We start from the raw sequence: 16,510 nt of genomic DNA, 5'->3' as shown, positions 1-16,510 counted from the left end.
GATTATTATGGATAAACTAATATCGATTCTTTCTATTTCTATTTTATTTATTAATTGTAATAGTCAGGATTTTCAATACGCTCAAAACACTACACCTCCTGATCATTCTGGTTTCACACAAATCCTGCAAAAATATGTTGATGATGATTATTTGGTAGATTATGAAGGCATGCTAAATGATAGAACCAGGTTAGATAGTTATCTAAATGAGTTAAGTAATAATGCTCCCTCGAAAGACTGGTCAAGAGAAGAACAATTGGCTTACTGGATCAATGCGTATAATGGCTTTACATTAAAGCTTATTTTGGACAATTATCCTGTGGAAAGTATAAAGGACCTACACCCGACAGTTAATATACCTTTGCTCAATACCGTCTGGCATAAAAAGTTCTTTAAAATCAACGGCATCGATTTCAATCTAGATGAAATTGAACACGGTATTTTAAGAAAGAAATTTGATGAACCGAGAATTCATTTTGCAATAAACTGTGCTTCTTATTCATGCCCTCCACTAAGAAATGAAGCATATGTTGCCTCCAGAATAAATGAACAATTGGATGAACAAGCTCGCAAATTCATAAATGATCCGAAAAAGAACAAAATCACCACTGATAAAATCAAAATTTCTAAGATATTTAAATGGTTTACAGGAGATTTTAAGGCAAACGGCTCATTAATCGAGTATTTGAATAAATATTCTGAAACAACAATTAAAGAAAGTGCAGATATAAATTATATGGAATACGACTGGAGCTTGAATGAACAATAATTTCTCTATAATAATCCCTGTTATTAATGAAGAATTAAACTTAATAAAGCTTCTTCCATTCCTATTGAACAATATTGACTCAAGGGATGAAATAATTATAGTTGATGGAGGTAGTTCAGATAATACCCAAACATTAATAAAAAAGTATTCCAAAGTCAGATATTACCATTCAGATAAATGCTCGAGAGCTATTCAGTTGAATATTGGTGCTAATAATGCCATAAACAACATTTTATATTTTCTTCATGCCGACACTCTCCCTCCAGAAAACTTTCGGAATAAAATTATAGATGCCCTGAACCACGGTCATAGAATGGGTGGCTTTAAAATGAATCTGGATCAGGCAAATTCTAAATTACTTGTGATTAATTCTTATTTCTCTGGAAAAAAAGGAGTTTTTAATGGTGGTGGAGATCAATCCCTTTTTATTAGAAAAAGTGATTTTTACGAAGGCGGTAAGTATGATGAACGATTTTGTATTATGGAGGATTTCAACTTCTACCTCAGAAATAAAGGTAGGTTTGGATATCATATTATTCAGGAAGATATTCTGGTTTCATCCAGAAAATATATAAATAATAGTTGGTTAAAAGTAAATTTTATTAATGCAATAGCTTTACTTCGCTTTTCTTGGGACACTCCCCGGATAAAATAAAATCCTTTTACAATAAGATGCTTAAATAGCTGATGTTTGATAAACAAATTTTAATCGATATAGTAACAAAAAAAATGCCTTTTGGTAAGTATAACAACAGGCTGATTGCAGATCTGCCCATTAGTTACCTGGAGTGGTTTAAAAGAAAAGGTTTTCCTGATGGAAAACTTGGAATATGGCTTGAAACTACTTACGAGATCAAACTTAATGGCCTTGATGATATCCTCTATAAATTAAAGTCCATTAAAAAATAAAGAGGCCCAAATTGGACCTCTTTACGTGCAAGTAATCAAGCATCAAACAAGTATATTATTAATCTTCTACTTCTATTTCTAACTTAACCTCTGAATCAGTAAATACGTTTGTTTTAAAACTGTCAGATATAGTTTGAAACAAATCAAGGTTCTGATCCTTACTTATAATTATTTCACCATCCTGATTTCTGGAAGCAGATTCGAATGCTAACGGATCGATTTGATTAAACCATAAATACGGGAATAGTTCAATTTCCACTAATCCGGTTCCGTCAAATGTAAATTGTCCTTCAGCTTCCAGCTCTATTTCAAGATACTCATTAAATAAAAATTTAAATGGCACCGAATTATTTTCAGAATCGGTAAAAGTACCTTCAAGTATAAAGGCAGTATTTTCAGAACTTCCATCAAGCTTTAAACCTAATTCGAGTTCATTGTAAATACCTTCTCCTAAACTAACCTGAGGTAATTCAGGAGTAGATTCACCTGTAATTAGATTAACTGAAGTTTTAGTGTTACTTTCAATCTCAATCTCAGTATTTGAGCTCTCTGCTTCGAAATCAACCTCTTCGAGATTAAGAGTTCCCGATGTAAAAATAATTTCACTGGCAGCGACCCTACCGGAATTTAATGTAGTACCCTGTGGATCCATATAAACTTCGTAGATAAGTTTATTGTCTTCCGGTCTTGTTGATTCTTCATCATCACATGATGAAAAAGTAAGTAATGAGGCAAATGCCAAAATTCCGAAAAAATTTAATCTGGTGTTTGTCATAAGTGAATGATTATTGTTTGTCTATTGGCTAAAATTCAAACACCATGCCAGTACAATCCTTTTGTGATAAATTGTTATACAAATGTTATCATTTTATTTACCGGATTATATTCTATATCCGTTAAACACAATTAGATGAAACATGTTAATAAATAAAAAACTAAATATGTATCGTTTTAATGTAATCATACTTTTGAGCGCCTTCGTTTTTGTATCTGCTTGTGGGCAAGAGGGTACACAGTCTGTGGAATCAGTAAACAACCACAATTTTGAAGTTGTCAAATCTGAGCAGGAATGGAAGAAAGAACTTACTCAGGAAGAATATAATATATTGAGAGAAAAAGGAACTGAAAGAGCATTCTCAGGAAAATATGACAACTTCAAAAAGAAAGGAGTATATACCTGTGCAGGTTGTGGAACGAAAGTATTCAGCTCGAAAACCAAGTTTGACAGTGGAACCGGATGGCCCAGTTATTATGATGTATATAATGAAGAAAACTTGCTTCTGGTTGAAGACAGATCAATGGGAATGGTCAGAACTGAAGTTGTTTGTGGTACTTGTGGAGGGCACTTAGGTCACGTTTTTAAAGATGGACCTCAACCTACGGGATTAAGGTATTGTATTAATTCAGCTGCTTTAGATTTTATTCCTAAAGACAAGCTTTAATTAATATCCGGTAGTGTAATGCTTCTTTAATATTTTCTCTGCTTTTTTACCCTGGAAAATAAAAGCATCTCGACGATCATATTCTTCCCTGGGAATAGATTTCATAAAATATTTCCAGCTATAACCTCCTACCCACCACTCTTTTGATCTGAAGACACTTAAGAGAGCATCATAAGCTAAAGCCTGATCCTCTTCATTATAAGCTGAATCTGAAACTTGCCAATGCCCATTATATGAACCATCCTTACTCATATATCCATACTCAGTAAATATAATTGGCTTATTTACTCTTAGATTTAACTCTTTGAGATCCTCAACCCAAGGAGTCCAGGAACTTTTAATTGATTCAAAGTCAGATAATTCCTCTGCTTTATTTTTGGGTAAAGGAAAATATGCATTAATGCCGACAAAGTCTAGCTCATCCCAAAAACTGATTTGAGAATAATTATCCCAATTAGCAGAATAAATTAATTTTCCCTTATAGACCTTTCTGACTTTTTCAATCAAATCTTTCCAGTGTTCAGGATAGCTTACAACCAGCTTTCTGAGTTCATTACCTATAGAAAACATATCCACATTCATTGAATCTGCTATTTCAGCGTAATGAAGGATATAATGATTATAATCAGTAAACCATTGGTCAATTGAATCTTTCTCAACTATAAAATCACCCGGCCAACCATCACCAAATATCCACAAATGAGGTTTAAGAAGGACTTCAAGATCATTTTGATGAGCTAGCTCTATAGTTTTAATAACACCCTTATCCTTTTCTCCCCACCATTGTCTTTCATGATTAAATACTACTTTTTGAACCCCTTTACGAGAAAATCCAAATGGAACAACAGCAACATGAGACACTCCCATTTCTACTAAGGAATCAAAATAAACCGGATCAAACGGTTCAGGTGGTGCTACTAGATTAACTCCTCGTATTTTTATTTTATTCTCTGTTGAGGAATCTTTCATACCTGTACATGACGATAGGATACTTGCAGAAATGATCAAATATGATAAGATCCTCAACATTTTATTAAGAAAACTTAATATACTATATTTTCTCTATGTTAAAACCAGCTTTTTCAACTGCTTTTATCACTTCTTCTTCATTTGCTTCATCATCAAAAGTGACTTCCAGGACTTTATCCGGATTATCCGTGTCAACTTTCCAGAAATCCACATCATCCAAATCATTCAAATGAGGGGTCACTGACTTTATACAATTACCGCAATTAATATTAGTCTTAAATTTTATACTCTCCATTATTTGATAATCTATCTTTTATTACGTAAAAATAAACTATTTAACACAACTGACACAGAACTAAAGGCCATTGCTGCACCTGCAATCATTGGGCTTAAAAGCCATCCTGTAAAAGGATATAATACTCCAGCAGCAATTGGAATGGCTATAATATTATATATAAATGCCCAAAATAAATTCTGCTTGATAGTTTTTGAGGCATTTCGGCTCAACTTAACAGCCTGTAGAACCTTCGATAGGTCTCCTTTCATTAAGATAATACCTGCGCTGTCAATTGCAATATCTGTACCGGTACCCATAGCAATTCCGGTATCGGCCAGGGCGAGGGCCTCAGCATCATTTATTCCATCACCCGCCATAGCTACCTTAAAATTTCTTGATTGTAGTTCTTTGATGGTTTTACCTTTGTCTGAGGGCAATAAATTCGCCTTGTAATGTTCAATACCAACTTCTCTGGCAACAGCTTTTGCAGTAACTTCATTGTCACCGGTTAGCATTTCTGCTTCAATCCCTTCTTTTCTCAGTTGCTTTATGGTTTCTTTTACTCCAGGCTTAACCATATCTTCGATCACAGCAAAGCATAAAACTTCCTGGCCTTTAGCCATATACACTTTCGTACCGGCCCTACGCTCATACTCAATATGCTTGGCTTTTATTATCGGGTCATTGGTGAAGGCGTCATGATCGTCCATCATTTTTAGATTACCAATAACATATTTACTGCCCTTACAATCTGCTACCATACCCTTTCCTGGTACATTCTGAGAGTTTTCAATTTCGAATACCTCAGGATTTTTAAGATCTTTTAAAAATCCACTGATAATTGCTTTTCCGAGAGGATGCTCAGATTCTTTCTCTATACTTAAGAAAACATTTTTATAATATACTTTATCCTCCTCAGGGACATTACCTGCCCAAATAATTTCTTTCAATCTGGGCTTACCTTCAGTAATTGTTCCTGTTTTATCTAAAACTAGAATATTAGATTTTTGCAGAGATTCAAGGCTATCAGCATTCCTTATTAGGATACCTTGTTCAGCTCCGTTTCCAATACCGGCCATTAAAGCCGTTGGAGTTGCCAGTCCAAGTGCACACGGACATGCAATAATTAATACAGTAACCAATACTGAAACAGCATGTGTCAATTCTGGTTGAGGACCAACAAAATACCAGATAGCAGCTGAAAAAATGGCTATTAAAATAACTACAGGAACAAATACTGATGCTATCTTATCCGCAATTTTCTGAACTTTAGGCTTTTCTGCCTGGGCATTTCTTACCATTTCAATAATCTGTGAAAGTAAGGTATCATTGCCCACGCCGGTGGCCAATACCCTTAAAGTCCCGTTTCCATTGATTGTTCCTGTAAAAACCTGGTCTTTCTTAGTTTTAAATACGGGAATCGGTTCACCAGTAATCATGCTCTCATCAACATAAGTTTCCCCTTTTTTAATCTTTCCATCTACAGGTATTCTTCCTCCTGGCTTAATTATCACAAGGTCTCCTGTAATTACTTCCTCAACCGGTACTTCAGTTTCCTCTCCATTTCGAAAAATGGTTACTACAGACGGTTGAAGCTTAATGAGATTTTTAATGGAAGATGAGGTTTTGGATTTTGCTCTTTCTTCCAGATATCTGCCTAATAATATTAACGAAATGATAACTACAGCAGACTCAAAATACACATGCGGTTCTAATCCCCTGGAGATTAAAAATTCAGGGTAAACTGTATTAAACAGACTATATAGAAATGCAATACCGGTACTTAAAGCTACCAGAGTATCCATATTCATCTGACCATGACGTATTCTTTTATAAGCATTTATAAAAAATTCATTGCCTGAATAAAACAAAACCGGAATACTTAAAACCAATGAAATTTCATTAGCATACGCGATACTGTTATTCAAAATCATTGAAATGACAAATATCGGTGTAGTAAGAGTTAATGCGATTATTAACTTCTTTTTAAGAGTGTTTAATCTTTCTTCCTCTATGTATTCAGTTTGTTCAACCTGTTTTTGGGCAGTACCAAGTATTAATCCATAACCTATTTTTGATGCTGCATCGTTTAGGACATCTTCTGAAATAAGATCTTTACGAAAGGAGATATTAGCAGATTGGTCTGCATAATTTATTTTAACAGAATCTACCCCATCAAGCTCAGAAAGAAATGTTTCCAGCGAATTCGCACATGCAGCGCATGTCATTCCAGTAACTGAAGTTTTTATATTCTTTATTGTTTCTTCCACAAGTCTGTTTTTAACTCTTCATAAATACGATTAATCACAACTATTGTTTGAACATTTATTATCATAAGTCGCGAATATCAAACATGAGTTTATTTCGGCTCATTTTTCAAACAATTACGCTTTACTATAAGTTTTCTTTATAAAGAAATTATAATTCATTAATTTATACTCAACCAAAATCATTTTTTATCAACCTTTTCATTGTATGCTTGTATTCTACCAATCTAAAACGATTTTATGGCATTGCATCGTGATAAAACTATGCGTTATAACTATTCTTTCTTTATTCTTTTTTAATTTTTATTCAGGCTCTCATTTGCCAAGTGTTATTATACTTGTTACATGCTGCATTGTTTTATTAGTTTCAACAATGTCAATTATCAGATCGCATAACCAATACAAAAAAAGATCTATTAAAAATCATAAGACATTATTTTATTTCAATCCAAGCCCGATGTGGATTTATTGCAAAAAGACACTTCAATTTCTGGATGTAAATGAGGCCGCAATATCTAAATACGGATATACATTAAAGGAATTTCTCAACCTTAGTCTAATAGATATTATCAAAGAAGCTGATGTAAATAAGTCATATAGAAACTATTTGGGGCTCAGACAAAATGATTCTAAAGATAAAAAAACCTGGATTCACTATACCTCAGAAAATGATCAATTGATCGTCGAAAAAAGATCCTATAAAGTTAAATACAAAAACGAAGATGCCGTACTGGAAATCATTATTGATGTTACTTCAAGATTAGAAGCAAATAAAAAGTTAACAGCTTCAATAAATGAACTGAACGACTTTGTCTATCGGGCATCGCATGATATTAGAGGACCCCTAGCCCGAATTATAGGACTTTCTAATATCATGAAGAAAGATGAAGGTAAAGCAAAAAAATTCTCAGAACTAATTGAAAATACCGCTACTGTACTCGATCATAACTTAAAGAGGTTATTGAGTTTAAACAATATTAAAAATATTGATCCTATTCCCTCAAAAATTGATGTAAAAGACTTGATTAAGAAAATTTGCAGTGTAGAAAAAATACAGCATCAGGGTGCGGGAATTAATTTGATCTATGATTTTCAACATAATCTTATTGTCTATACAGATGAACAGCTTTTAAGGATTATACTTGAAAATATCATTGAAAATGCATTTAAATACTCTAAAAATATTAATGATTCATTTATACTTATTACTGCATATAAAAAAGATCAGAACTTTTATATTCATGTTTATGATAATGGTATTGGTATCGAAGAAAAAATCAGGTCTAAAATTTTTGACTATTACTTCAGGGGAACCTCAAAATCTGAAGGTCCGGGAATCGGATTATCAATTTCAAAGCAGGCAGCATCCAAAATAAATGCATCTATTTTTTACGAAAAAATAAAGCTTTCAAATGATTTAGTTACTGAATTTAAAATTAAAATACCTCCATTATCTTTATCAAATCCTGATCAAATGCCTAATTTTAAAATCATCAATACATTACCGGCATATTATTATTACTCATGAACAATAAGTTACTTTTTGAATACCATAAAGAACTGAAAGAAAAATTTCCAACGGATAAAATAGATTCATCTATTAATGTCCTTGATCCGTACGAAGACGATAAAACAATAGAAAATATAGAAATCTTCTTTGATAAGTATTACAAAGATAAAGAGCATCGAACTGTAATCCTTGGAATTAATCCGGGAAGATTTGGTGCAGGTGTAACGGGTATACCTTTCACAGATCCAATTTATATGGACTCTGAATTAGGTATTCCTAATAATTACAATAAAAGACATGAGTTATCATCGCAATATATCTATCAAATGATTAGTGATTATGGCGGTCCTGAGAAGTATTATGGAGATGTGGTTGTCAGTGCAGTTTCTCCTCTCGGATTTGAAAAAGACGGCAAAAACTTAAATTACTACGATGATAAAAACCTGAAAAGTCTGATTTATGATTATTCTGTACATCAACTAAAAAAGCTTATTGCTATAGTTGGTCCTCAAAAATCAATTATAAGTCTCGGAGGCGGCAAAAATCAAAAATACCTGGAAGATCTTAATAAAAAAGAACAACTAGCAGAAGAAATAGTCGCTCTTCCCCACCCCAGATATATTATGCAATACAAAAGGCGGTATTTAAAAGACTACACTTCACACTATATAAACACTATTAGTTCAGTTGTTGACAAGAATAGATCTGTCTGATTTGCTGATCTGTCTAACTAATGCGGAGTAATATTTATTTTCCTTTAATGTATTCTCATTACCAATGATTATCAGCTTTTTCTTCGCCCTTGTTAAGGCAACATTTAAACGCCTGTAATCAGTTAAAAACCCAATTCTTCCCTTATTATTTGATCTTACCAGTGATAGAATAATAATTTCTTTCTCTCTACCCTGAAATCCATCAATCGATTTTATTTCTATCCCTTCGATTTCGATCATTCTTTTCATTAGAGCTACCTGGCCTTCATAAGGACTTATAATTCCGATATCCTCAGGAAATACACGGGAAAATAATAAAGCTTCAATAACCTGCTTTACTTTCTCAGCTTCTTCTAAGTTAAAATAGGAATAAGCTCCCTCCTTCCTTTCCTCTCTACCTTCAACATGAAGAAAGCTAATCGGCTTATCAGAGCTCAGTAGTTTGAATTTCTCAGGATCATATTGTTCATCAGGTGGCATAAATCCATTCAGATCATTGAGAGTCTTGTCTTTAGCCTGCTCCGCAGCAATCAATTGACCGCCATAGAATGATCTGTTTGAAAACTTCATGATTTCTGAATTCATTCGATATTGCACTTCGAGCATTACGCTCCATTCCTTATATCCGGAGATCCATCTTTCAAACAATGACAAATAAAGATCTTCAGCTTCTTCACAAATTACAGTCGGTGGTAATTGCTTATGATCTCCTGCCATGATCCACTTTTTGGCCTTTGTCATGGCTATTAATGAGGATGGTTCAACAGATTGAGTACATTCATCAATTACCGAAATATCAAAACTAAATGGTTCCAAAACTTCACTCCCTGCTGCACTATTCGTTGAAAGCACTACATCAGATTGCGATATAAGTTGCTTCACAGCTTCATCCTCAGCTTTCTTAGCTTCCTCCACAAGTTTATTTACTTTAACCTGTAGCTTTAACCAATTGGCCATTCTATGGATCTTTGGGATTGGAATACCCCTGGTAGAAGCCTTTTTCTTTGAAAGCTTTAGTATCTCCTGATCAGATAATCCTCTTTTGTTTTGCCCGTTTGGAACAGTAAATTTATCCTGATCTTGTTTTAGTTCATGAATAGAATTCCACATAGCTGTAGCTGATTGAAAACCTTCGGTATTCTGAATTTTATAATCCAGGCACACAGGAATGAGCTCCTGATGAATTCTGGCAGGATTACCAATTCGCAGAACCTTCAGACCTGATTTCATTAATTTTTCAACCATATTATCCACTGCAGTATTAGAATCCGCTGTGGCTAATACTTTCTTTCCCACTTTAACTTCCTGATAGATAATTTCGGTTAAAGTAGTCGTTTTACCCGTCCCGGGAGGTCCGTGTAATAAGAATAAATCCTTACTTTGGAGGCACTTTTCAATTGCAAATTTTTGCTTACTATTCAATTTGGAATTTGAATAGGATAATTCTTCAAGTGGTTTTTCATTCTCTTCTCGTGGTTCACGATGGAAAAGTAAAAGATCGGACAGGATTTGATGTGGTTTTAGTTTTCCTACAGCCTCCTGCATCCTCTTAAAGGTAACATCATTGGCAAATAGATCCACCCTTACTCCTCTGCCATAAACATAATGTGGTGGCAGTGTCTGATAGGCTACTGTTATCGTTCCTTTTGTTAACTCATGAACAACAGCATGTTCTTCTCTCCCGGAAGGATTTCCACTACTCAATATTACCAAATCACCCACACTGATTTGTGTATCAGGCAACTTTCCTCTTCCACCTAATCGAACAAGATAAGTACCTCCAAGACCTGCCCCGGCATCCTTACCGCGAAGATCGAGTAACGCTCTGCCTTTTCGCTGACGCTCTGCTCCGGATAAAACCCTGATCTCATTAAGTTGAGTCATCATTTCTTCCTCTCGCTCAAGGTCAATAAGCTTTTTAAAATACTTTTGGTATCGCTTTATACTTTTAATTTCTTCCAATTTTGCTATTGTTTACCCTTAACTTCACCTAAAACAACTGACAAATAAGTATACTGAATATCAACAAATTATATTAAGTTAACTAAATAAATAATCAACCAAATTTTCAAGAAAATATTTTCTTAAGATCAGAAACAAAACTTTCCTTTCTCGAATCCTCCATCATTACATTGTTTACAGCTTTCTGATCTTCAATTGATTTATCCTGTGAAAGTTTAAACCTGTTTTTCAAACTTGAAACCTTAATTTTAAAACCCTGAATGTAGGGTAATAGTTTATCAATTCTGGGATCATTGTAATTGAGTTTCCAATCCTTCGTATCTAATTCATCAACCATTCTAACCAACAATTTTCGACACTCTTCATCAGAGATAAATTCAGATTTCCCAATCACTTCAACATAAGCGTAATTCCAGGTGGGGAGTTGATTTTCACTGATATAATTCAATGGAGAGATGTATGTATCCGGGCCTTTAAAAAGAACCTTAACTTCTGCTCCTGATAATGAACTGGTTTGTGGATTGTTTTTATCAATATGCCCTAACAGTTCCATTCCTTTCGAATTTTCATCTGTCAGCAAGGGCATCAGGGTTACATCAGGTAAAGAATCAGTATTTGAACTAATAACAGTAGCAAGTGGGAATAACCTCATCACTTTCAGTGACATGGCTATTGAAGATTCATTATAATGTTTGGGAGGATATTTCATTTATATATTGATTAATTATTACAGGATGTACTGCCGAACGGTTTGAATTTTATACCTTTGCAGCTTTAAAATTATCAAATGCCTCAGGGCTAACAAATAATTACGAATGATTTCAGCAAATAACTTATCCTTACAGTTTGGTAAACGCATTCTTTTTGATGATGTTAACATCAAATTCGTTAATGGAAACTGCTATGGTGTAATTGGTGCTAACGGAGCAGGAAAATCTACTTTTCTAAAGATTCTTTCGGGCGAAATATCACCAACAGCAGGCCAGGTAGCCATGGAACCCGGTAAAAGAATGGCTGTTCTTAAGCAGAACCATTTTGAGTTCGATGAAGAAACTGTAATGAACACTGTGTTGATGGGGCACCAAAAACTATGGTCTATCATGCAGGAAAAAGATGCCATCTATGCAAAAGAAGATTTTTCTGAAGAAGATGGAATAAAAGCTTCTGAACTGGAAGCTGAATTTGCAGAAATGGACGGTTGGAATGCAGAACCTGAAGCAGCTGCTTTATTAAGCGGCCTTGGTATTCATGAGGATCATCATTATTCACTTATGAAAGACCTGCCTGGTACGCTTAAAGTTCGTGTCTTGCTTGCCCAGGCTTTATTTGGAGATCCGGATGTGCTGATTCTGGATGAGCCTACCAACGACCTTGACCTTAATACGATATCATGGCTGGAAGATTTTCTTCTGGATTTCAAAAACACAGTTATCGTAGTTTCTCACGACAGGCATTTCCTGGATACAGTGTGTACTCACATTGTCGATATCGATTATAAAGAAATAAACCTTTTTACGGGTAATTATACTTTCTGGTACGAATCATCTCAGCTTGCTGCACAGCAAAGAAGCTCTGCAAATAAAAAGGCTGAAGAAAAGAAAAAAGAATTACAGGAATTTATTGCCAGATTCTCTGCCAATGCAGCAAAATCAAAGCAGGCAACCAGTAGAAGGAAACTTTTAGAAAAGATTAATCTTGATGATATCAAACCATCAAGTAGAAGGTATCCCGCTATAATTTTCTCTCAAAACAGAGAAGCAGGTGATCAAATCCTGGCCATCGATAACCTATCAAAAAGCAGAGAAGGACGACTACTTTTTGATAAGATCGACCTAAATGTGAATAAAGGAGATAAAATTGCGGTTCTTGCTAAGGACAGTTTAACAACTACCTCTTTTTTCCAGATTCTTGCAGGTGAAATTGAACCAGACGGTGGAAATTATAAATTTGGTCAAACGATCACTCCGGCATATTTACCAAACGAAAATAAAGACTTTTTCACTGGCAATGATAATCTTATCGATTGGCTAAGAGATTATTCAGAGAATAAAGAGGAAGTATATGTCAGAGGATTCCTCGGAAAAATGCTCTTCAGTGGTGAAGAAGTACTAAAAGAGGTTAATGTATTATCCGGAGGTGAAAAGGTTCGTTGTATGCTATCTAAAATGATGCTTACCGGTGGTAATGTATTATTACTCGATGAGCCAACTAACCACCTTGACCTCGAGTCGATCACCGCATTAAATAATGCCTTAATGGATTTCCCGGGAACTATTCTATTTACTTCTCATGACCATGCCTTTACTCAGTCAGTAGCTAATAGAATTATTGAGATCGGGCCAAATGGAATGCTTGACAAATTAATGTCATACGATGACTATATCGAAGATGCTAAGATCTCAGAGCAAAGAGAAACTTTACATCAATAAAAAATGACTAGTCCTGAATAAACGTTACAGTTTTTACAAGGATAAATAATTAAGTAGCATCGCACAATTTTGCGGTGCTATTTTTTTATAGGTTCTTATTTTAATTTTTTCTTGTCCATGCATAAATTCTGGAGTCTTCATATAGCAGCTGTAATGAGGACGTTCTCTGTTATAAATATCAATAGATTGTTTGATCAATTTATTCATTAGAACTATATCATTTACCAGTATGCCCTTAATAAATTCTTGCTTTAAAATACCATTCACTCGTTCTGCAATAGCATTTTGGTAGGGATCATACTTTTCTGTCATACTACACAACAGATTACCTTTATCAAGTTCCTTTTGGTAATCATCACAACAGTATTGCAAACCTCGGTCTGAATGATGAATTAGTTCTCGATCATAATACTTTCTATTTTTAATCGCTTGTTTTAATGCCTTGATTGCCCCTTGCGCATGGAGGCTGTTAGATACATTAAACCCCATTATTTTCTTTGAATAAGCATCTGTCACCAGAGATAGATACATTGGATTTTGTCGGTTCCCTATATAGGTAATATCACTAACCCACAACTGCTCGGGCCTATTAAGGGTTAAGTTCTCAACCAAGTTGCGATGTTTTCTGAATCTATGATGGGAGTCGGTCGTGATGTGGTATTGCCGTTTTGGGAGTATTTGCATGTGATTAGCTTTCATAATGGCAAACAACCGGTCTCTACCAACCCCAAGTTCCCGAAGCTCATCATAAAGCTTTTCGTAGAGCTTTCTTGTGCCTAATTCAGACATTCTCATCCGCACTTGTTGAACCTTTTTCACTACTACAGAAGCTGTTTCTCTTCTTTTAGCCTCAGATTTCTTTGCTCGATAATAAACCTGCCTACTCTTCCCAAACAATCTACAGGTAGCTGTTAAGCTTTCTTTGTACTGTTCTTTGAATCGTTCGATTGTTCGGGTGAGTACTTTTTTCTAATAGGAATCTTTAGCTCTTCTTCTGCAATATCGATCATCATATCAAAGAAAATAGCCTTTTTATCAGTAAACTCTAGTTTCTTTTCCAATGAAGCTTTCTGTTTCTCCAAGAGCTTGACTTTTTGTTCAAGCTCCAATAATTTCTGTTCTGGGCTCTTTGACAAGTTTAAATGGGTTTTGTTGTACCAATCAAAGGTACCATATTTTCTTAACCAATTTGTAATGGTAGAGTGAGATTGTATTCCATACTTCCTGGATGCGGCTCTTATGCCAAGCTCTCCTCTTTCTATCTCTTCGACCACTGATAATTTAAAAGTGTAACTGTAGTCTTTTTGTGTTCGCTTAACGTGCTGGTTCTCATCTTTTTGCTTCATAACATTACTTTTTGTGTAACGCTATTTCAGGACGAGACAAAAATCTGAAATGAAAAAGCCGGGTTATTAAATCCGGCTTTTTTTTGGTCAGTTAGGTAATAACTGTAATAGTTTTTTAAAATAGCTTCCATCATCAGGGACGCATCCCCGCTCGATTAATTGAAAAATTTCTTCTTCTCTACTCTTTTCATAATTTTTGGTAGAAGTAAAAACCTTCAATTTTTTTATATCTTCTTTACTAAGATCTGAAAGAGCCATTTCAGTAAAGTTTATTTGATTACTTTCAGCTTTCAGAGAAACTAATACCATATTCGAAGCTGAAAATCTGAATGCAGTAATGCTTTGAGGATCAAACTTCACAGCAAAGTGTATCTTTCGCATCCATTGCTCATACATTACTTCACTGAACCAGGCGATTATTTCGTCTGCTTTTTCAGGTTCTTCCTCCTTTATCTTTTTCCAATCATCTGCTGTAATTGTTTGGACCGATAAAAACTCAATAAACTCGTCTTTTAATTTTTTAAGTTCAGTTTTAGTCAGTACTCTGTATTTTTTCATTCTCCGCTTTTCTTATTCTGCTGTTTATTCCTTCCTTTACTATAAGGCTTTTGACCTGATTTTTTACCTCTGTGGTGCCTTTTGTTTTGACTATTACCTTTCCCTTTGTAATTATTCGACTTCTTATAGTTCTTTCTTTTTTTATTACGAAAAGGCTGAGGATTATACTTTGGCCCTTCTCCCAACTCTTCAGGTAATTCACCTTTAGGAACTACCGTCTCGATCATCCGCTCGATTTTATAAAATTTTCGCTGGTCATCCTCATTTATAAAGGTTACCGCTTTTCCCGTTCTGGATGCCCTGGCAGTTCTACCTACCCTGTGGACATAATCTTCCGGATCAGATGGCGAATCATAGTTAACTACAAGGTCAATTCCATCAACATCTATTCCTCTGGCTAAAATGTCAGTACCGATTAATACTCTAACCTGCTTATTTTTAAAATCTCTCATAAGAGATTCTCTTTCCGGTTGTTCAAGATCAGAATGAAATGCTCTCACATCATACTTTTTCCTGATCATTTCTTTCTCCAGGTCTTTTACTATCTCCTTTCTTGAAGCAAAAATAATTATGCTCTCGTAATTACCTTCATCAAGTAGGTTCATTAAAAGAGGTGTCTTTTGCTTATTGTAAACAGAATATCCTACCTGATCAACTCCCGCTGCTGGTTTGGATATTGAAATATTTACTTCTGCAGGATTATGAAGAATTTTGTTAGCAAGTTCTCTGATCTTTCGCGGCATTGTAGCACTAAAAAGAAGTGTTTGCCTCTTTTTAGGAATAAAAGATATGATCCTGATGATATCATCGTAAAATCCCATATCCAGCATTCTATCTGCTTCATCGAGAATTAAATGCTCCAGACCGGAAAAATCGAAATCAACAGTATTCAATTGAGATAACAACCTGCCAGGCGTGGCTACAATAATATCGACACCCTGTTTCATCGCATGTTTCTGCCTGGTCCAGGTAGCACCATCTCCTCCTCCATAAATTGGAATACTGGATGTATTTACGAAATACCCAAACCCCTGTAACTGTTGATCTATTTGTTGTACCAGCTCCCTGGTGGGCGCAAGTATAAGCGTATTGATTTTGTTAGAATTGCTTTCTGCTATTTTATTTAAGACAGGAAGTAAATATGCTGCAGTCTTACCTGTACCTGTTTGGGCACATCCAATAAGATCTTTTCCTTCAAGTACTTTAGGAATAGCCTGTTCTTGTATAGGTGTTGCTTCTTCAAAACCCATGGACATCAATCCATCCAAAAGGCTTTCGTTTAAATTAAGTTCTTGAAATTTCAAATGTTAATAATTTATTAGTGTAAATCTATAACCTAAAATATTTATCTGATTTACC

The 16,510-nt window shown here is 34.7% G+C and carries 17 protein-coding genes; 7 read left to right on the top strand and 10 right to left on the bottom strand.

Annotated features, from left to right (window positions below; all coding sequences use genetic code 11):
* Window positions 1-7: 7 nt before the first annotated feature.
* From DCC35_RS10350 to DCC35_RS10340, 3 genes are read left to right on the top strand one after another with little or no spacing between them, the layout of a single operon-like run.
* The gene (locus tag DCC35_RS10350) at window positions 8-769 is read left to right on the top strand and encodes a DUF547 domain-containing protein (protein WP_137090718.1); all 762 of its coding nucleotides are present in this window, start codon (window positions 8-10) and stop codon (window positions 767-769) included.
* Window positions 759-1,424, top strand: a complete 666-nt coding sequence (locus DCC35_RS10345; RefSeq protein WP_137090717.1) for a glycosyltransferase — start codon at window positions 759-761, stop codon at window positions 1,422-1,424. The genes DCC35_RS10350 and DCC35_RS10345 overlap by 11 nt, the downstream gene beginning before the upstream one ends.
* A 32-nt stretch (window positions 1,425-1,456) precedes the next feature.
* Window positions 1,457-1,678, top strand: a complete 222-nt coding sequence (locus tag DCC35_RS10340; RefSeq protein ID WP_137090716.1) for a DUF3820 family protein — start codon at window positions 1,457-1,459, stop codon at window positions 1,676-1,678.
* A 58-nt stretch (window positions 1,679-1,736) separates the two neighbouring features.
* Here DCC35_RS10340 and DCC35_RS10335 read toward each other — a convergent pair whose 3' ends face one another.
* A complete protein-coding gene (locus tag DCC35_RS10335) occupies window positions 1,737-2,453 on the bottom strand; it encodes a hypothetical protein (RefSeq protein ID WP_137090715.1) in 717 nt (238 codons plus the stop codon).
* Window positions 2,454-2,595: 142 nt separating this feature from the next.
* Between DCC35_RS10335 and msrB the strand changes: the two genes are divergently transcribed.
* Window positions 2,596-3,120, top strand: a complete 525-nt coding sequence (msrB, locus tag DCC35_RS10330) for a peptide-methionine (R)-S-oxide reductase MsrB (protein WP_246069990.1) — start codon at window positions 2,596-2,598, stop codon at window positions 3,118-3,120.
* On the opposite strand, the gene DCC35_RS10325 is transcribed toward msrB, so the two are convergent.
* The 3 genes from DCC35_RS10325 to DCC35_RS10315 all read right to left on the bottom strand — a co-directional run bounded on the left by DCC35_RS10325 (window position 3,121) and on the right by DCC35_RS10315 (window position 6,636).
* Window positions 3,121-4,089, bottom strand: a complete 969-nt coding sequence (locus DCC35_RS10325) for a glycoside hydrolase family 113 (RefSeq protein WP_217495810.1) — start codon at window positions 4,087-4,089, stop codon at window positions 3,121-3,123. It abuts the gene before it with no gap.
* Between the two features lie 82 nt (window positions 4,090-4,171).
* Complete coding sequence (locus tag DCC35_RS10320) at window positions 4,172-4,384, bottom strand: heavy-metal-associated domain-containing protein (RefSeq protein ID WP_137090713.1); 213 nt, start codon at window positions 4,382-4,384, stop codon at window positions 4,172-4,174.
* Window positions 4,385-4,395: 11 nt separating this feature from the next.
* A complete protein-coding gene (locus DCC35_RS10315) occupies window positions 4,396-6,636 on the bottom strand; it encodes a heavy metal translocating P-type ATPase (RefSeq protein WP_317128935.1) in 2,241 nt (746 codons plus the stop codon).
* A 370-nt stretch (window positions 6,637-7,006) separates the two neighbouring features.
* Here DCC35_RS10315 and DCC35_RS10310 point away from each other — a divergent pair, with 370 nt between their 5' ends.
* A complete protein-coding gene (locus DCC35_RS10310) occupies window positions 7,007-8,161 on the top strand; it encodes a PAS domain-containing sensor histidine kinase (RefSeq protein ID WP_217495809.1) in 1,155 nt (384 codons plus the stop codon).
* A complete protein-coding gene (locus tag DCC35_RS10305) occupies window positions 8,158-8,856 on the top strand; it encodes a uracil-DNA glycosylase family protein (RefSeq protein ID WP_137090711.1) in 699 nt (232 codons plus the stop codon). Before DCC35_RS10310 ends, DCC35_RS10305 begins: the two co-directional genes overlap by 4 nt.
* Here the strand turns inward: DCC35_RS10305 and DCC35_RS10300 are convergent.
* The gene (locus DCC35_RS10300; RefSeq protein ID WP_137090710.1) at window positions 8,827-10,818 is read right to left on the bottom strand and encodes an IGHMBP2 family helicase; all 1,992 of its coding nucleotides are present in this window, start codon (window positions 10,816-10,818) and stop codon (window positions 8,827-8,829) included. The genes DCC35_RS10305 and DCC35_RS10300 overlap by 30 nt on opposite strands.
* A gap of 106 nt (window positions 10,819-10,924) precedes the next feature.
* A complete protein-coding gene (locus DCC35_RS10295; protein ID WP_137090709.1) occupies window positions 10,925-11,527 on the bottom strand; it encodes an FMN-binding negative transcriptional regulator in 603 nt (200 codons plus the stop codon).
* Between the two features lie 106 nt (window positions 11,528-11,633).
* On the opposite strand from DCC35_RS10295, the gene DCC35_RS10290 reads away from it, so the two are divergent.
* Window positions 11,634-13,247 carry an ABC-F family ATP-binding cassette domain-containing protein gene (locus DCC35_RS10290; protein ID WP_137090708.1) on the top strand — a complete coding sequence of 538 codons (1,614 nt, stop codon included), beginning with the start codon at window positions 11,634-11,636 and terminating at the stop codon, window positions 13,245-13,247.
* Between the two features lie 33 nt (window positions 13,248-13,280).
* Here DCC35_RS10290 and DCC35_RS10285 read toward each other — a convergent pair whose 3' ends face one another.
* From DCC35_RS10285 to DCC35_RS10275, 4 genes are all read right to left on the bottom strand, one after another.
* Window positions 13,281-14,144, bottom strand: coding sequence for an IS3 family transposase (locus DCC35_RS10285; protein ID WP_246069989.1), 864 nt, complete (start codon window positions 14,142-14,144; stop codon window positions 13,281-13,283).
* Window positions 14,145-14,158: 14 nt separating this feature from the next.
* Window positions 14,159-14,593 (bottom strand): helix-turn-helix domain-containing protein, encoded by a 435-nt coding sequence (locus DCC35_RS20895; RefSeq protein ID WP_217495808.1) that lies wholly within the window; start codon window positions 14,591-14,593, stop codon window positions 14,159-14,161.
* 87 nt (window positions 14,594-14,680) lie between these two features.
* On the bottom strand, window positions 14,681-15,151 hold the full coding sequence (locus DCC35_RS10280) for a DUF6495 family protein (RefSeq protein WP_137090707.1): 471 nt from the start codon (window positions 15,149-15,151) through the stop codon (window positions 14,681-14,683).
* On the bottom strand, window positions 15,148-16,455 hold the full coding sequence (locus DCC35_RS10275) for a DEAD/DEAH box helicase (protein ID WP_246069988.1): 1,308 nt from the start codon (window positions 16,453-16,455) through the stop codon (window positions 15,148-15,150). The genes DCC35_RS10280 and DCC35_RS10275 overlap by 4 nt, the downstream gene beginning before the upstream one ends.
* Window positions 16,456-16,510: the final 55 nt, after the last annotated feature.

The organism is Mangrovivirga cuniculi (genome assembly GCF_005166025.1).
Classification (GTDB): domain Bacteria; phylum Bacteroidota; class Bacteroidia; order Cytophagales; family Cyclobacteriaceae; genus Mangrovivirga; species Mangrovivirga cuniculi.
Note: the sequence above shows the minus strand (reverse complement) of the source record. Positions and strands in the feature narration are given on the sequence as shown.

Excerpts from the sequence above, each read along its gene's own strand:
- DCC35_RS10350 (WP_137090718.1), top strand. The coding sequence starts at position 8 with ATGGATAAACTAATATCGATTCTTTCTATTTCTATTTTATTTATTAAT.
- DCC35_RS10345 (WP_137090717.1), top strand. The coding sequence starts at position 759 with ATGAACAATAATTTCTCTATAATAATCCCTGTTATTAATGAAGAATTA.
- DCC35_RS10340 (WP_137090716.1), top strand. The coding sequence starts at position 1,457 with ATGTTTGATAAACAAATTTTAATCGATATAGTAACAAAAAAAATGCCT.
- DCC35_RS10335 (WP_137090715.1), bottom strand. The coding sequence starts at position 2,453 with ATGACAAACACCAGATTAAATTTTTTCGGAATTTTGGCATTTGCCTCA.
- msrB (WP_246069990.1), top strand. The coding sequence starts at position 2,596 with ATGTTAATAAATAAAAAACTAAATATGTATCGTTTTAATGTAATCATA.
- DCC35_RS10325 (WP_217495810.1), bottom strand. The coding sequence starts at position 4,089 with ATGAAAGATTCCTCAACAGAGAATAAAATAAAAATACGAGGAGTTAAT.
- DCC35_RS10320 (WP_137090713.1), bottom strand. The coding sequence starts at position 4,384 with ATGGAGAGTATAAAATTTAAGACTAATATTAATTGCGGTAATTGTATA.
- DCC35_RS10310 (WP_217495809.1), top strand. The coding sequence starts at position 7,007 with ATGTCAATTATCAGATCGCATAACCAATACAAAAAAAGATCTATTAAA.
- DCC35_RS10305 (WP_137090711.1), top strand. The coding sequence starts at position 8,158 with ATGAACAATAAGTTACTTTTTGAATACCATAAAGAACTGAAAGAAAAA.
- DCC35_RS10295 (WP_137090709.1), bottom strand. The coding sequence starts at position 11,527 with ATGAAATATCCTCCCAAACATTATAATGAATCTTCAATAGCCATGTCA.
- DCC35_RS10290 (WP_137090708.1), top strand. The coding sequence starts at position 11,634 with ATGATTTCAGCAAATAACTTATCCTTACAGTTTGGTAAACGCATTCTT.
- DCC35_RS20895 (WP_217495808.1), bottom strand. The coding sequence starts at position 14,593 with ATGAAGCAAAAAGATGAGAACCAGCACGTTAAGCGAACACAAAAAGAC.
- DCC35_RS10280 (WP_137090707.1), bottom strand. The coding sequence starts at position 15,151 with ATGAAAAAATACAGAGTACTGACTAAAACTGAACTTAAAAAATTAAAA.